12 protein-coding genes are annotated in these 15271 nt (G+C 46.9%); 6 read left to right on the top strand and 6 right to left on the bottom strand.

The genetic code is table 11. The annotated features are described in order from the left end of the window. Positions 1-27: 27 nt before the first annotated feature. A complete protein-coding gene (locus IS446_RS15545) occupies positions 28-3147 on the bottom strand; it encodes a UvrD-helicase domain-containing protein (protein WP_203057251.1) in 3120 nt (1039 codons plus the stop codon). A gap of 127 nt (positions 3148-3274) precedes the next feature. On the opposite strand from IS446_RS15545, the gene IS446_RS00745 reads away from it, so the two are divergent. Next, positions 3275-3883 (top strand): superoxide dismutase, encoded by a 609-nt coding sequence (locus IS446_RS00745; protein WP_203057250.1) that lies wholly within the window; start codon positions 3275-3277, stop codon positions 3881-3883. Positions 3884-4056: 173 nt separating this feature from the next. Here IS446_RS00745 and IS446_RS00740 read toward each other — a convergent pair whose 3' ends face one another. From IS446_RS00740 to IS446_RS00720, 5 genes are all read right to left on the bottom strand, one after another. Continuing rightward, the gene (locus tag IS446_RS00740) at positions 4057-4965 is read right to left on the bottom strand and encodes a bestrophin family protein (RefSeq protein ID WP_203057249.1); all 909 of its coding nucleotides are present in this window, start codon (positions 4963-4965) and stop codon (positions 4057-4059) included. A gap of 453 nt (positions 4966-5418) precedes the next feature. Beyond that, positions 5419-6006: a hypothetical protein gene (locus IS446_RS00735; protein ID WP_203057248.1), complete on the bottom strand. Its 588-nt coding sequence runs from the start codon at positions 6004-6006 to the stop codon at positions 5419-5421. A gap of 120 nt (positions 6007-6126) precedes the next feature. After that, the gene (locus IS446_RS00730; protein WP_203057247.1) at positions 6127-7467 is read right to left on the bottom strand and encodes a hypothetical protein; all 1341 of its coding nucleotides are present in this window, start codon (positions 7465-7467) and stop codon (positions 6127-6129) included. A gap of 46 nt (positions 7468-7513) precedes the next feature. Further along, entirely contained in the window at positions 7514-8101 is a 588-nt protein-coding gene (locus tag IS446_RS00725; RefSeq protein ID WP_203057246.1) for a YceI family protein, read from the bottom strand. Between the two features lie 350 nt (positions 8102-8451). Continuing rightward, positions 8452-9138 carry a Crp/Fnr family transcriptional regulator gene (locus IS446_RS00720; RefSeq protein WP_203057245.1) on the bottom strand — a complete coding sequence of 229 codons (687 nt, stop codon included), beginning with the start codon at positions 9136-9138 and terminating at the stop codon, positions 8452-8454. Positions 9139-9248: 110 nt separating this feature from the next. Between IS446_RS00720 and IS446_RS00715 the strand changes: the two genes are divergently transcribed. From IS446_RS00715 to IS446_RS00695, 5 genes are all read left to right on the top strand, one after another. Next, positions 9249-11618: a heavy metal translocating P-type ATPase gene (locus IS446_RS00715; RefSeq protein ID WP_203057244.1), complete on the top strand. Its 2370-nt coding sequence runs from the start codon at positions 9249-9251 to the stop codon at positions 11616-11618. 71 nt (positions 11619-11689) lie between these two features. Beyond that, a complete protein-coding gene (gene ccoS / locus IS446_RS00710; protein WP_203057243.1) occupies positions 11690-11884 on the top strand; it encodes a cbb3-type cytochrome oxidase assembly protein CcoS in 195 nt (64 codons plus the stop codon). A gap of 5 nt (positions 11885-11889) precedes the next feature. Continuing rightward, positions 11890-14094: a cytochrome-c oxidase, cbb3-type subunit I gene (ccoN, locus tag IS446_RS00705; protein ID WP_203057242.1), complete on the top strand. Its 2205-nt coding sequence runs from the start codon at positions 11890-11892 to the stop codon at positions 14092-14094. A 3-nt stretch (positions 14095-14097) separates the two neighbouring features. Further along, a complete protein-coding gene (locus IS446_RS00700) occupies positions 14098-14277 on the top strand; it encodes a CcoQ/FixQ family Cbb3-type cytochrome c oxidase assembly chaperone (RefSeq protein WP_203057241.1) in 180 nt (59 codons plus the stop codon). 3 nt (positions 14278-14280) lie between these two features. Further along, entirely contained in the window at positions 14281-15252 is a 972-nt protein-coding gene (locus tag IS446_RS00695; RefSeq protein WP_203057240.1) for a cbb3-type cytochrome c oxidase N-terminal domain-containing protein, read from the top strand. The last annotated feature ends 19 nt before the right edge of the window (positions 15253-15271 follow it).

The raw sequence follows: 15271 nt of genomic DNA, 5'->3' as shown, positions 1-15271 counted from the left end.
TTTTTTTACAAAGTTATAAAACCTGATCTAAGCGTAGTGTTCTACCCGTATCTCTTCATCTATGTATACCAGTAGCTTGTCGACTACCTCGTAACCTATCTCTCGTAACGCTTGTGCATACCCTTCTAGCTGTTGCTCGTATTTCGGGTGGGGCTCCCCGGTCTTGTAGTCTATGATCCACGCCTTTCCGTTGCGGGTCATGAACCGGTCGGGGCGCAGGATCTCTCCTGTTGCGGTCATCAATTCCTTTTCGTTGTAAATGTCGTAGTCACGTCCAAAGAATGCAGCAAGTTCGGGGTGTTCGAGTATGTTTTGCAGGTAGCGGCGGGTGTCGGCTTCCTGGTTCCGGGTGAGGTCGCCCCTAAGCAGGGCTTCTTCAAGGATATCATCCAGCTCTTCGCTGTAGCGCATGCGGGAAAGGATGTCGTGATACAGGTATCCTTTTGCGATAGAGGCCTCGGCATCGGTGCCCCAGAGGTTTCCGGAGCGGGTTACGATGGTGTAGGTGTCGAGGAGTCCTTTATTGGCAATAAATGGAATGCCGGGGTCTTCGCTTGTTCGCGAGGTTTTTTTCACGGTGTGTTTTTCGGGATCTCCAAAGCTGTAAGTTGCCTTGTCTGCCTCCCAAACGCCTTTTTCTTTGAGGTAGTTGGTGAAAACGCCGGGAAGGGTATCGAGTTTTTCTCCGTCTTTGTTCATTTTCTCCTCGCAGATCACATATAAACGTTCCACGGCCCGGGTAAAGGCTACATAGAGCACGTTAAAGGTGTCCAGTTCCTGTTGTTGTTTGTAGGTTTCGAGGGCGCTTGCGGCTTCGTCACCGAAGTTCTTGAGCTCTTCGTTCTTGTTGAGCAGGGCATAGGGCAGTTGCCAGGAGTCATTGTCCAGGGGTATCCACAGTTTGGGGTCTACCTCGTGGTAAATACTGGCATCGGCAAACGGATAGATCACCACCGGAAATTCCAGGCCTTTAGATTTGTGAATGGTGAGGATCTGTACTGCATCGGCCTGCTCGGGAGCCGACAGGCTCAGCTTACCCTTCTTACTGTCCCAGTATTCGATAAAATCGCCTATGCTGCCCGATTCTTTTTGTGTGAAGTCGAGGACGGTGTCCAGGAAGGCCTGCATGTAGGCTTCGTCTCCCCGGCAAAGGTCAAAGCACTCCAGGGTGTATTCCAGGGCGTTGTAAAAGGGCATTTCGCAAAACCGGTCGATACTGAAATCATATTCGTCAAAGAGCGGTTCCGGGGTGTTGAGGTTTGCCGATAAAAAAGCATGGGTGTCACTTTCGTTTCTCATATCTGCCAGGTTCCAAAGCAGTTCTGCAAGGTTTTCGCGGTCTTCTTCCCGGTAGGCATATTTGATCATGCTGGCGAGAAATTGCACCTTCGGATCGTTCTTGAGTAAAAGCGATTCTGAAGAGATCACAGCGATCCCGTTATCGGTAAGGTGCTGGGCAATTTTAAGAGCGCTTTTGTTGCTGCGGTTGAGAATGGCGATATCTCCCAGGTTGTAGCCCCGGGCCTTGAGATCTTCGATGGTCCTCAGGCAAAGCTGAAGCTGCTCTGAATCGCTGTCGTCTGCATCCTGGGACACAAAATTAAATTCGATATAACCTCCGGGACGGCCATTGACCTCCTGACTGCTGTATGCTTCGAATAAGGCCCGGTAATCGGGATGACTCAGGAATCGTGAAATAAATTTAAAGAAGTCATTGTTGAAGGTGATCACCTCGTCAAAGCTTCGGTAATTTACCGGTAGGTTGGTGACCTCTTTGGAGGTTTGAAACGGATTGTGCTCCTCATCGCCGTATAGTTCGATGAATTGTTCGGCCTTACCGCCTCTCCAGCGGTAGATCGATTGTTTGGCATCACCTACGATCATGAGGCTTCCGCGTTGTCCGCTAAGCGATTCTCCCGACAGGGCGTTAGCGATCAGAGGGATAAGGTTGTTCCATTGCAGGGCCGAGGTGTCCTGAAATTCGTCTATGAAATAGTTTTTATAACGCTCTCCGAGTCGCTCGTAGATAAACGGCGCAGGCTGTTCTCTGATAGCTTCAGAGATCATGTTGTTGAACTTGGAGATAGGTAGAAGTTGCTGTTCTTTTTCGATGCGCTCCATTTCGCCATTTACAGCATTGATAAGTGACATGGGTACCAGGTTCTTATACACCTCCATAAGCAATCGATGGCGGTTTAATCCTGTCAATATTGTTTTAATGGCTTCACTGAGTTCAGGTTGCAGGGCATCCATGGTAGCCTTGCACCCTTTGGTGTTTTTAGAATATAAAGGGGCTGTATCGACCTTGCCGAACCATTTAGCGTTTGTTTTTACAGCGGTATTACCTTCGCTGATCTGTACCAGGAAATTGGGCAGGCTGCTGCGGGAAAAATCGCCGTGTTCGAGACCCGCCTCGGCAATCTGTTGCAATTTTGACGCGGCCAGTTCGCTAAGCTGTGTTTTGAGGATCTCACTCTTTTTGCGTATGTCGTCGAGAATGGCCAGGAGGTCGGTCATGCTCTTATCGCGCAGTGCTTCCAGGTAGGGCCTGTCGTTTTCGCGAAGCAGGAGGCGGCTGGTGTTGAAGAGGTCGCGACTCAGGTCCCAGTGTTTATCGTTATCGGCCTTTTCGATCGCAAATTGAATGAGGGCTTTGGTGAGCGTTTTTTCTTCTCCCGCCTGGTATAGCAGGTCGTCTATAGCTTCACGCAGTAAACTTTCGGTGTCCATGACCACCTCAAAATTCTGCGGAAGCTCCAGGTCCTTGGCAAAGGTGCGAATAAGACGGTGGGTGAACTTATCGATGGTTACGATATCGAAGAAGGCGTAATTGTGAAGGATGTAATGCAATAGCTTTCCGGCGCGTTGCTGCAGCTGTTCGGCCGGCAGGTTAAGGCGTTCGCGAACCGCGAGGAAGAGGGGTGAAGGGTTGCTTAGATTTTCCGGATCAGAGAATTCTTCCAGGCTTTTCAATACCCGTTCTTTCATTTCGTTCACCGCCTTATTGGTAAAGGTGATGGCGAGAACCTGCTTAAAACGGTCTTTGTTCGAGGTCCCTAAAAGTATGCTGAGGTATTCCCTTACCAGGGTGAACGTTTTTCCCGATCCTGCAGAAGCATTGTAGATCTGAAATGTGGTCTCCTTCACGTGTTTTTGGCTTTTGTTGCAAATTAAGAAAATCGGCGTGGAGTTCTTAACAATTTGTTATGCTAAATTGTGTTAGTTTTCGTTAAATTTGTTCAACAAAAACACTAATAATTAAATTGTTGAAACTATGGCATTTGAATTACCAAAACTGCCTTATGCATACGATGCATTAGAGCCAAACATAGATGCAAGAACTATGGAGATCCACCATACTAAGCATCATAACGGATACACCACCAAGCTTAACGGCGCAATTGAAGGTACCGATCTGGAAGGAAAGTCTATCGAAGACATCCTTACCGGAATGGATATGTCTAACGCGGCTGTTAGAAATAATGGGGGTGGATTCTACAACCACTGTCTTTTCTGGGAGGTAATGTCTCCGAACGGAGGTGGTGAGCCACAAGGAGAACTTGCAGGCGCGATCAATGCGGCTTACGGTTCTTTCGAGGCTTTTAAAGATAAATTCTCTGCTGCTGCAGCCGGACAATTCGGTTCAGGATGGGCATGGCTTTGTGTTCATAAGGGAGGAAAGGTAGAAGTATGTAGCTCTGCCAACCAGGACAATCCGCTAATGCCGGGTATCGGATGCGGAGGATTCCCGATCCTTGGACTCGATGTTTGGGAGCATGCTTACTACCTTAACTATCAGAACCGCAGACCGGATTATATCACGAACTTCTTTAACGTGATCAACTGGGATAAGGTAGCAGAACTTTACGCAGCGAACAAATAAACTGTTCACACGATAATGAACTTGAAAGCGGCTTTAGGGCCGCTTTTTTTGTATAGAGGGTAAAGGGGTAAAGAAGTAAAGTGTATCGGGTAAAAAGGGCGATCTTGCAGTTTTGCCCTTCAGCAATTCAGCAAAACTTCGGGATCACATCTCCACCTCCTTATATGGTCTTCTCAAATAATATAATAACCGCGATTTGGAGGGAGCGGTCTGAGCTCGCTGTGTTCGTTCACCATGGTATTCAAGTTATTCTCTATGGTGGAGGCGATGGTGAGCACCGGAGTATCTGTAGGGTATCCTCCAAAGGGGTCTTGCAGGAGGACGGCCGATTTTTCCAGGGAGAAGAAGGGAATGCAGATAAGCACGATCAGGGGAGCTTCCAGAATGGTGAAATATTCTATGAGTCCGTAGGGAAGCAGAAGGACAAAAAGATAGATGAAGAATCGTACAACGAGGCCATAGGTCCTCGGGAATACGGTGTTTTTTATGCGCTCTGCCATCCCCATGGAGTTGCAAAGCCGGGTATGTGTCTGGTCGATGAGGGTGGCGTTGAAATCGTTGATCCATCCCTGTTTTCGTGCTTCCTGTAGCAGTTGTGTATGGTGTTTTAGCAAGTGATTTGGGATATTGTCGAAATGCCCTGTTCTTTTCAGTAAGTCTGCTGAAAGCAATCGTGGCAGTTCCTTCTGCTCCTCGCCTCGAAGTGATCGCGCAAGGGCGAAGCACCAGGCTTGCTGAAGGGATTTAATATCTTCCTGTAATTGTTTTACACCCTCCGGATCATTGTCATTACCGATGTAGTAAAGGCTCTGACGCATCAGGGTGCGAGAGTCATTCACAATAGCGCCCCAGATCTTGCGGGCTTCCCACCAGCGGTCATAGGATTGGTTGATCTTAAAACCGAGGATCAGGGAGATCGCTGTGCCGAGGAGTGCCGGAATACCCACTGGAATAAACAATCCGTTGGTGCGCATTTGGTCACTCAGGGCACCGATCACGGTAGCGTATATGATAAGCAGAACAAGCTCGTATTTAACCAGGCCCAGAAGAAAACGAACCGGAAGTTTCTTATTGAGTAGCATAGTAAACTGTTTAATCGGAACTCCTAAGGTATAGGTTTTGAATATCAGTGCCTAAACGATTAAACGAAGGGCATGAATACGGGGATGAAAGGGTAAGGAGGATTATAGATGACGGGGAGGAGTGTGGAGAATAGAGAGTTGATTGAAGAGTAAAGAACAAAGAATAAAGACAAAAGGAATTTATATTTTCCCATATACCCACGATACCCACAAAACCCACATACCTGCCGGATTACCGGTAAGAAGTGGAGAGTAGAGAAAAGATAATAGAGAATAGAGGATGGTGAGATGGGAGATGAGAATGTGATAGTTTGAGTTTTCCAGTGGCTGTTTTGCGATTTCTCAATTGTTCCCTTCAGCAATTTTACAGTTTCGCGATTTCGCAGTTTTGCAATTTCGCCCTTCAGCAATTTCGCCTTTCCTCCCTACTAACTACTAACTACTAACTACTAACTACCCCACCTCTTCCATGTCCAGGAGGAATTCGATCACCAGGTTCTCTTGTACCTTGATCATTCCTAAGGCTCGCTGAGGTGGTTCCAGACCGAAATCAGGTAGTTTGATCTCCATGACGCCTTTGATCTCCATGTTGTCCTGCCCGGTAACTTTGAGAAAAAGGTCATAGTGTCGGGTAGTGCCCGCGATGCTTAAGGCTACCGAAGCAATGTAATTGTCGTCGATATGCGGATGGGCAACGATCTTTTGCAGGCCGAGGATCACCTCCGGATATACCGGGGTTTTCAAAAGTTTGTTAAAGTCGTTATTGATGCCACGCCCCCCGCAGTCAAAGTTCTCATTGCGCAGACGCAATACGGCCGATCCAAATACCATGGCGTCTCCTGTAGCAGTGTAGTCCACTTTTACAGGTTCGGTGAGTTCTGCAACATCGTATTTACATGTAAACGTATGCACATTGGTCTTCCCAATGATATTCAGCGAACTGCTGTCTTTAATCCGAATAGCGGTGTCTGCAACCTCAGGGACCGATGCGGAAAAGGAGAGAAGGATCCCTGCCAGAAACAAAAGATATAAAGCTCTCATAGACAATAGGTTAATTGCGCAAAATTAATGAAATACAGTTATAAAAACAAGCCCCTTAAATAGTTAAGGGGCTTGCTTTTTTTAAAAAAATCCAAATCAAAAACTAGTTGTCTTTATGGTTTAGAAGCTAATAACGGCTTCCATCATGATTCCGTTGAAAGAACCATCCTGATATTTAGTTCCGGCATATCCGTCACCGTCGTGGTTTTGGCTCACGTACTCCAGTTTTGCAAGGATGTTCTTAGTGAAGAAGTATCCTGCAGAAAGGTTGAATCTGTTGATATCTACATCTCCTGAACCGAGCTCAGCGTTTACTGTGTTGTAACGGGTACCTACGTAGATGTCGTCGTTAGTTCCGAATCTGTAGATAAGCTCACCGGCTAACTGAGTAGCGTTACGGGTTGCTGATTCTCTGTTGCTCTTACCGCTTGATAGTTCTACAGTACCGAAAAACTCAAGTCCGCCTTTTTTCAGGAATGGGTTGAACATGAAGGAAGTAAGCTCGTTGCTGAATCCCGGATCAAAACGTCCTGATCTGAACTGATTGGTTGGGTTAGTTCCGGCTAATCCTCCTCTTCCGTTAGTTTTCACAGACTCCAGCACCAGGTAGTATCTTGAACCTGCACGGTCTGCAGCGTAAAGGTATGTTCTTGAAGACTCAGAAGTAGTGTAAACAGAACCTGTTAAACGGAATCTGAAATCGTCTCCTGTAGCGTAGTTGTCATATCCTAACTTCGCAAGGAAAGAAGGCTTAGTGTCAGACTCAACAACAGACTGGTTCAGTTTACCGTTAGATACTCCGAGCATTCCGATGAATCCGCCTCTTCTGTAGTATACTTCTGCACCTACTTCAGTAGTAAAGGCATCCATGATGAGGTTACCTACGAATGGGTTGTAGATGGCAGCAGAGTTGTCTGATCTTCTGAAGTGCGCATCACCGTAGTTGTTCTCCATGTGACCGATCTTAATGGTTACGTACTTCATCAGGTTTTCCATGAAACCTTCGCTGATGAATCCAAGATCGTCGATCAGGAAGTACCCACCTTTTACATATGGTTCCGGGTGGTGACGAGAAGAAAGGTATGTTCTCAAGTGCATTCTTAAACCTTTAGCCAGCTGCACATCGAGGTCGAGGTTAGCTGTAGCCAGGTTGAAGTTGCTTTCGATACCGATCAACTGTAATTGATCAAGTGCATCCTGATCAGGAATTCCGGCGTCTCCTACTTGTGCATTTTCCCAGGCATTCTCATGGCTAAGTCCTTGGAATTGCAGGGTAGATGAACCACCTACACGAACTTTTACGCCATCGAATTCCTGAACAGAGTCTTTAGGAGCTTCGAATACGTGCAGACCACGTTGGTCAGGAGCACGGAAATTAGATAGATCGCGTTGTTGTGCGAACATGCTCAGTCCGGTCAGGGACAGAGTAACTACAAGAATTTTAGATAAAAGTGTTCTCATGGTTGTTGTATTAAATAGTGTATTCTAGTTAGATATTTGTGAAAAATTACTTTGAAAGTACAGTGTTGAATTTCAGGGTTACGTCTTTCCCTGTGGTGATCGTGCCCAGTAGCGCCGTTGGTGGCTCTACATTGAAGGCGGTCATGTCGATCGACTTCTCACCGTTAAGCATAAGGCTACCGTTAGCAACCTTTAAGGTAAACTCGAGTTCAGATGCTTTGGTAACGCCGGAAATGGTCAGGTCGCCCTTGGCTTTAACCTTCCAGGTGTTTTCCCCTGCAGCGGTTAAGGTCGCATCGCCTGTTTGGGTGAAGGTTACCAGCTTGTGTTTTTTGGTATCCATCGCCTTGTAGGTGTTCTTGTCCATACCGGACTTACCACTTTTCAGGCTCTCCACAGGAATGCTGATCTCCATTCCGGTAACTGTTGGTGTTTCTCCGGCATTGAAGGTGATCTTCCCTTCCTGCTGTTCTACGGTGATCTCCCAATCGTGAATATTAGAAGTTCCGAAAATCGTGAGTTCCGATTTCGTATTATCTAAGGTGTAGGTTTGACCAAATACAGAGGTCCCAACGAACAACATGGTCATTAAGGCGGCCAAAAAGGCAAATCGGGGTGTTTCTGTGTGTTTCATAATCAAATGGTTTTGTGACTATTGTTACACAAAGATGAAAACACAGTTATAGTTAAAATATGACTTTTGTCATGCAGGTATTGTACGGAAGACCCTGCAAAATGCCTAAAACCCTAGTGATTAGGTGGGTTAAGCGATGTCGCAAACGCTTTCGATTAATGCAGAAAAAACTCTAAAAAAAGTAGATTTTAACAAATTCAGGAGTGAATAATGGGATGATTTTGAGAATTTCCCAATCGGGATTCGGGGGGAGAACAGTGAGAAATTTTGGGTGTAGTGTAAAATAACCAAGCGTGAGGAGGGTGATTTTACACCTTCCTCCCGGTTTGTTTATATAGGATAATTTGTGTTTAGAAGCCTTCGGCCAGACGTTCCAGTTCGGCATTGTCTACGATCTTAATGCGCTTGCCTTTGGTTTGGATAAGTCCTTTTTTTCCAAATTCAGAAAGCATACGTATCAGTGATTCGGTTGCAGTACCCACCATTCCGGCGATCTCCTCACGAGAAAGCTGTACGGCCAGAAACCCTTCATCGTCTACTCCGAAATCGTCATTAAAGTGCAGCAGGAAATAAGCCAACCTTTCTTTTACCGGTTTTTGGGCCATACTCACAATAGTGTTGTCGGCCTCCCTGAGGTCATTGCACAATACTTTGATCACCTCTCCGGAAAACTTCTGATTTTCCTGAAAAGCCTGATTGATCTCTTGTTTGGGAATAAAACATACCTCCATGTCCTGAACGGCGATGGCAGAAAGATTAACGGTGTCGTTTGAAACAACCGTGCGTTGCCCGAGGAGGTCGCCGGTTTTTACAAACTTGATGATCTGCTGTCGGCCATTGTCACTTAACTTGGTAAGTTTGCATATACCAGATTTGATACAATAGACCCCATCCAGATGTTGTCCTTCGCGAAAGATCTCTTCACCTTTCTTAATGGTGACGGTCTCCTTGCACTCGGAAATGCGGATGAGTTCTGATTTGTTAAGGGCGTTAAGTGAGCTGAACTGTCTTATAATACACTGTTCACATTTACTCATGATAATACCTAAAGTGTTCGTTTTGCAATTCTAAGGTACAAATATCATGACAAAAATCATATAAATTGCAATTTGAGAGTCTCATTTTTGTTTCGGTAATTGAGCAAACTATGGATCATTCGTGCTATCACTGTGGGGTAGAATGCGGAAACGATCGGGTAATTTTTGAGGATAAGGAGTTTTGTTGTAACGGCTGTAAGACCGTTTACGAGATCCTTTCAGGCAACGGACTCTCCGGATATTACGATCTGGAGCGCAATCCCGGCATCAGTCCGGATATCAGAGCCGATAAGTTTAACTTTCTCGACAATCCCGACCTTCAGCAAAAACTTCTTGATTTTGACGACGGACAATTAAGTATCGTCAACCTGTATATACCTCAAATGCACTGCAGTTCCTGTATATGGGTGCTCGAAAATTTGCATAAGCTGGATCACCGGGTGCGTAGCGCTCAGGTGAACTTTCCGAAGAAAACGGCCCGTATCACCTTTCAGAACGAACTGGGGCTAAAGGCTTTAGTCATACTGCTTTCTACAATAGGTTACGAACCTCATATAAGCCTGGATGATCGCGAAGAGAATAAGGGTAAGGCCGACCGCAGCCTGATCTATAAGCTGGGGGTTGCCGGATTTGCCTTTGGCAACGTGATGTTGCTTTCCTTTCCCGAGTATTTTGAGATCGACGAATTCTGGCTTAATCAGTATAAGCCTTTCTTCAGGGCGATCATGTTCTGTATGTCATTGCCGGTGGTGTTCTACGCAGCATCCTCCTATTTTACTTCGGCCTGGAAAGGCCTTCGCGCCGGTATCCTGAACATCGATGTGCCCATTGCCCTGGGTATCGCGGTATTGTTCCTGCGCAGCTCCTGGGAGATCTTTACCCATACCGGGCAGGGTTTCTTTGACAGTCTTACCGGGCTGGTGTTCTTCCTGCTTTTAGGGCGCTATTTTCAGCAACGCACCTACGATTACCTTTCGTTCGAAAGAGACTATAAAAGTTATTTCCCGATCGGGGTTACCCGTATCGGAGCAGGTGCTAAAGAAGAGCCTGTAGATATCTATAAAGTAAAGGAAGGCGACCGACTCCTGATCCGTAATGAAGAGCTTATTCCTGCCGATGCGATCCTCATTCGGGGAGAGGCCCGCGTAGACTACAGCTTTGTGACCGGGGAATCGGACCCGGTAAAAAAGGTTTCGGGGGAGCAACTCTTTGCGGGAGGTAAGCAGATGGGTGCTGCTATAGAAGTTGAGGTGGTGAAGGATGTTTCTCAGAGTTACCTCACACAATTGTGGAGTAACGAGGTGTTTCAAACCGATAAGAAAACGCGCTTTCGCGACCTTACCAATACCATTAGTAAGTACTTTACCATCGTGATCTTGCTCATTGCCCTGGTTTCAGGGATAACCTGGTATGTTATCGATGCATCAAAGGCCATTCCTGTGATATCGGCCATTCTTATTGTGGCTTGTCCTTGTGCCCTGGCGCTCTCCGCCCCTTTCACCCTAGGGAATATGCTGCGCATTTTCGGTCGTAAACAATTCTATCTTAAAGATGCCCAGGTGATCGAGCGTATGGCAGCTGTGGGTACGGTGGTATTCGATAAAACGGGGACCATTACTGCCGGAAACAGCAATGAGATCAGTTATGAGGGTGAGGCGCTTGATCCTAAAGAAGAAAGTTTACTGCGCTCAACCCTGAGAAATTCGAACCACCCTTTGAGCCGTCAGCTCTATGAGATGCTCGAGCCTTTTGATGTTCTTCCCTTAGATCGTTTTAATGAATATACGGGAAAAGGGGTCGAAGGGGTGTATGGCGATACCTCGGTAAAGGCGGGGTCTCCCGATTTTGTCGGGTCAAAGCCGGCAACCACTACCGCAAAAACTGCCGTACATATCCGGGTGAATAAAATGTATAAGGGGGCTTATACCTTCTACAATAAGTACCGGTCCGGGATGGCGCAGCTTTTCAGAAAACTTAAAAAGCATTACGACCTGGCTCTGCTTTCCGGTGATAACGACAGCGAAAGAGTCAACCTCGAAAAATTACTTCCGTCCGGAACCCAAATGTTCTTCAACCAGAAGCCCAATGACAAGCTGGAGTATATCTCCTTTCATCAAAAAGAAGGGGCTAAGATCATGATGGTGGGCGACGGACTCAATGATGCGGGGGCGCTGCAACAAAGTGATGTGGGAGTGGCTATCGCCGAGAACGTGAACGTGTTCTCCCCGGCCTGTGATGCCATACTCGACGCCGCTAAGCTGGAACATTTACACAGCTACCTCGGGGCTGCACGTAGTGCGGTGACCATTATCAAGGTGAGTTTTATACTCTCTTTCCTCTACAACATCGTCGGATTGTATTTTGCTGTTACAGGAGCCCTGTCTCCGGTGGTAGCCGCTATCCTTATGCCTGTTAGTTCCTTAAGTGTGGTAGCCTTTACGACATTGGCTACATCCTGGGTGGGAAAAAAGCTAAAATGACCGCGTCATGACAATTGTCATGTTTTTTGGCGGTGAGAAAAAATAATTTTGTTAAAGCATTCTTAATAGGTATGAGTGTTATCTATATTCTTATCACGGTAAGCCTTATCGTGGCGGTGATCTTTTTTGTCGCTTTTGTAATGGCAGTCAGAGGCGGGCAGTATGACGATAGTTATACGCCTGGCGTCCGTATGCTTTTTGAAGATGAGCTCATACCCGATGAACGCGACACTAAACAATCGGATCCAAGCAATAATAATCAATAAACACTATGGAAGTACAGCAATTTTATTACGATAATAAGATCGTTAAAAAGTTTCTCTACGCGACAATGTTGTGGGGAGCTGTAGGGATGCTAGTTGGGCTTTTACTGGCCTTTATGTTCGTGTTCCCTAACCTTACCGACGGAATTTCCTGGCTGAGTTTTGGCCGTCTTCGTCCGTTGCACACCAATGCGGTGATCTTTGCCTTTGTAGGTAATGCGCTTTTTGCAGGGGTGTATTATTCGTTACAGCGTTTGCTCAAAGCGCGTATGTTTAGCGATGCCCTTTCAAACTTTAATTTCTGGGGCTGGCAAGCCATCATCGTATCGGCCGCGATCACGCTGCCACTGGGGTATACGACCTCAAAAGAATACGCCGAGCTTGAATGGCCTATCGATATTGCTATTGCCCTGGTTTGGGTAGCATTCGGGGTAAACATGATCGGAACCATTCTCAAGAGAAGACAGCGTCACCTTTATGTGGCGGTATGGTTCTATCTGGCAACCTTTATTACTGTTGCGGTATTACATATTTTTAACTCGCTGGAACTTCCCGTATCGGCACTTAAAAGCTATTCGGCTTACGCCGGGGTACAGGATGCACTGGTGCAATGGTGGTACGGTCATAACGCCGTGGCCTTCTTCCTGACCACGCCTTTTCTGGGTCTTATGTACTATTTCGTGCCTAAGGCTGCCAACAGGCCGGTATACTCATACCGACTTTCTATCGTGCACTTCTGGTCGCTCATCTTTATCTATATCTGGGCAGGACCGCACCACTTATTATATTCTGCACTTCCCGACTGGGCGCAGAACCTGGGAGTAGTCTTCTCAATTATGCTTATCGCTCCGTCATGGGGTGGTATGATCAACGGTCTTCTTACCCTGAGAGGAGCATGGGATAAGGTGCGTACCGATCCTGTTCTTAAATTCATGGTAGTGGCTATTACCGGTTATGGTATGGCTACTTTCGAAGGGCCGATGCTCTCACTTAAAACCTTTAATGCTATTGCGCACTTTACAGACTGGGTGATCGCTCACGTTCACGTTGGTGCTTTGGCATGGAACGGATTCCTCACCTTTGGTATGATGTACTACCTGGTGCCGAAGATGTTCAAAACACAATTATTCTCTAAGGGACTGGCTAATTTCCACTTCTGGATCGGTACCCTTGGTATTATCATATATGCACTGCCTATGTACGTTGCCGGGTTTACCCAGGCGTCTATGTGGAAGCAGTTCAATCCTGATGGGTCGCTTATTTACGGTAACTTCCTGGAAACCGTTACCCAGATCATTCCGATGTACTGGATGCGTGCCATTGGTGGTTCTCTTTACCTGATCGGTGTGCTTATTGGTATCTATAACGCGATCATGACCATCCGTCAGGGTACAAAGGTTGAAGATGAGCTGGCAGAAGCTCCTGCGCTTACCAAAGTGCGTAAGGGTCGTCTTGCCGGTGAGCCATTCCACACCTGGTTAGAAAGACGTCCGGTACAGCTTACTGTACTGGCTACCGTTGCTATTCTAATCGGAGGGGTAATTCAGATCGTACCGACCTTATTGGTGAAATCGAACATTCCGACCATTACCAGTGTGAAGCCTTATACACCGCTGGAACTGGAGGGTCGTGATATTTACATCCGCGAAGGTTGTGTGGGATGTCACTCCCAGATGGTTCGTCCGTTCCGAAGTGAGACCGAGCGCTATGGAGAGTATTCCAAAGCCGGGGAATATGTTTACGACCACCCGTTCTTATGGGGTAGTAAACGTACCGGTCCCGACCTGCTGAGGGTTGGAGGGAAATACTCTGACAACTGGCACCTGAACCATATGTACGATCCGCAAACCACTTCTGCAGGAAGTATCATGCCGGCCTATAAATGGTTGTTCAGAAGGGCGCTTGACCGCTCTCAGACCGAAGCGAAAATGGAGACCATGGTCACTCTTGGTGTGCCGTATACCGATGAGGATATTGCCAATGCCCAGGCGTCTATGGAGGCCCAGGCTGCACAGATCCAGCAAAACCTCTACAGTGATCCTGAATTCGTGACGAATTACGAGGAAGATAAACGCGCAGCAGAGACGCGCGGGGAGGCGTTCATCGAGATGAAAGATCGCGAGATCACGGCCCTTATCGCTTACTTACAGCGCCTGGGAACCGATATCAAGGTGAAAGATGGGAATGAAGAACTCACCGCTAAAAACGAATAGACCATGTTGAAATTTGTAAAAGACCATATGGCTACCATAGACGGGATCGAGATCTATCCGATCATATCCCTCTCGATATTCTTCGTGTTCTTTATAGGACTTTTCTGGTGGGTGTTCTCTGCCAAGAAAGACTATATCAACAAGGTGAGCCGTTTTCCATTAGACAACCAAGAAAATGAATAAACAATGAAAGACTTTGCATCATATTTAAGAGTTATAGTAATCGTCACCCTGGTCTTTCTTGGGGCCGAGTGGATGATCGATTCTGATAAGCCTGCCTTTATAGAATATCCGGAAGTATCGCTCTTTTTGGTACTCTTTACCATTACCCTGATCGGGATCGAGGTGATGCTGGCTGCGATGCACAATATCTCTCAGGCCATGATGACCGAGGAGCAGAAACAAGCGCTGGAGGCCAGAAAGATCGCTGCTAGAGAAAATGCCTGGTACAGAAAATTATATAAGGCACTCACCAAGAGTAAACCCATTGAAGAAGAGGGTGAGATCATCCTCGATCACAACTACGACGGGATCCAGGAACTGGATAACAGCCTTCCGCCTTGGTGGTTGTACGGATTTTACGTGTCTATCGTATTTGCTGCCATCTACCTGGTGCGTTTCCATATCATCGGAGCTCCTGACCAGGCTACAGAATACCAGCAGGAAATGACCGAGGCGCGAATCGCTATCGAAGAGTATAAAAAGACCGCTAAGGACCTGATCGATGTGAATACGGTTGAGGTATTGACCGACGCTTCTGACATCAGCAAAGGAAAAACCATTTTCCAGACCAACTGTGTGGCTTGTCACATGGCCGATGGAGGTGGGGGTATCGGACCAAACCTTACCGATGCCAACTGGATCCTGGGTGGTGGTATTAAGAATGTGTTCAGAACCATCTCCGAAGGTGGGCGTTCCGGAAAAGGGATGATCGCCTGGAGTTCGGTGCTTAAGCCGGTGGAAATGGCCCAGGTGGCCAGCTATGTGTTGACCCTTCAGGGAACCACACCGGCCAATCCGAAAGCTCCGGAAGGAGAAGAGATCTGGACCAATGAGGCGACAGAAGAAGCTCCTGCTGAAGCAGTGACCGATTCTGTAGCTGTTGAGCAACCTGAGGCAGAGGCTGTAGAAGCCGAAGCCGGGGTTGAGGAAGAGTAAACGGAAACCATAAATAGTC

Source organism: Robertkochia sediminum (assembly GCF_016786255.1).
GTDB classification, from domain to species: Bacteria; Bacteroidota; Bacteroidia; order Flavobacteriales; family Flavobacteriaceae; genus Robertkochia; species Robertkochia sediminum.
Note: the sequence above shows the minus strand (reverse complement) of the source record. Positions and strands in the feature narration are given on the sequence as shown.

Bases quoted from the DNA above. Each gene is read 5' to 3' on its own strand.
- IS446_RS00740 (WP_203057249.1), bottom strand. From the start codon at position 4,965: ATGCTACTCAATAAGAAACTTCCGGTTCGTTTTCTTCTGGGCCTGGTT.
- ccoS (WP_203057243.1), top strand. From the start codon at position 11,690: ATGAGTGTTATCTATATTCTTATCACGGTAAGCCTTATCGTGGCGGTG.
- IS446_RS00695 (WP_203057240.1), top strand. From the start codon at position 14,281: ATGAAAGACTTTGCATCATATTTAAGAGTTATAGTAATCGTCACCCTG.
- IS446_RS00735 (WP_203057248.1), bottom strand. From the start codon at position 6,006: ATGAGAGCTTTATATCTTTTGTTTCTGGCAGGGATCCTTCTCTCCTTT.
- IS446_RS00730 (WP_203057247.1), bottom strand. From the start codon at position 7,467: ATGAGAACACTTTTATCTAAAATTCTTGTAGTTACTCTGTCCCTGACC.
- IS446_RS00715 (WP_203057244.1), top strand. From the start codon at position 9,249: ATGGATCATTCGTGCTATCACTGTGGGGTAGAATGCGGAAACGATCGG.
- IS446_RS00700 (WP_203057241.1), top strand. From the start codon at position 14,098: ATGTTGAAATTTGTAAAAGACCATATGGCTACCATAGACGGGATCGAG.
- IS446_RS00720 (WP_203057245.1), bottom strand. From the start codon at position 9,138: ATGAGTAAATGTGAACAGTGTATTATAAGACAGTTCAGCTCACTTAAC.
- ccoN (WP_203057242.1), top strand. From the start codon at position 11,890: ATGGAAGTACAGCAATTTTATTACGATAATAAGATCGTTAAAAAGTTT.
- IS446_RS00725 (WP_203057246.1), bottom strand. From the start codon at position 8,101: ATGAAACACACAGAAACACCCCGATTTGCCTTTTTGGCCGCCTTAATG.
- IS446_RS00745 (WP_203057250.1), top strand. From the start codon at position 3,275: ATGGCATTTGAATTACCAAAACTGCCTTATGCATACGATGCATTAGAG.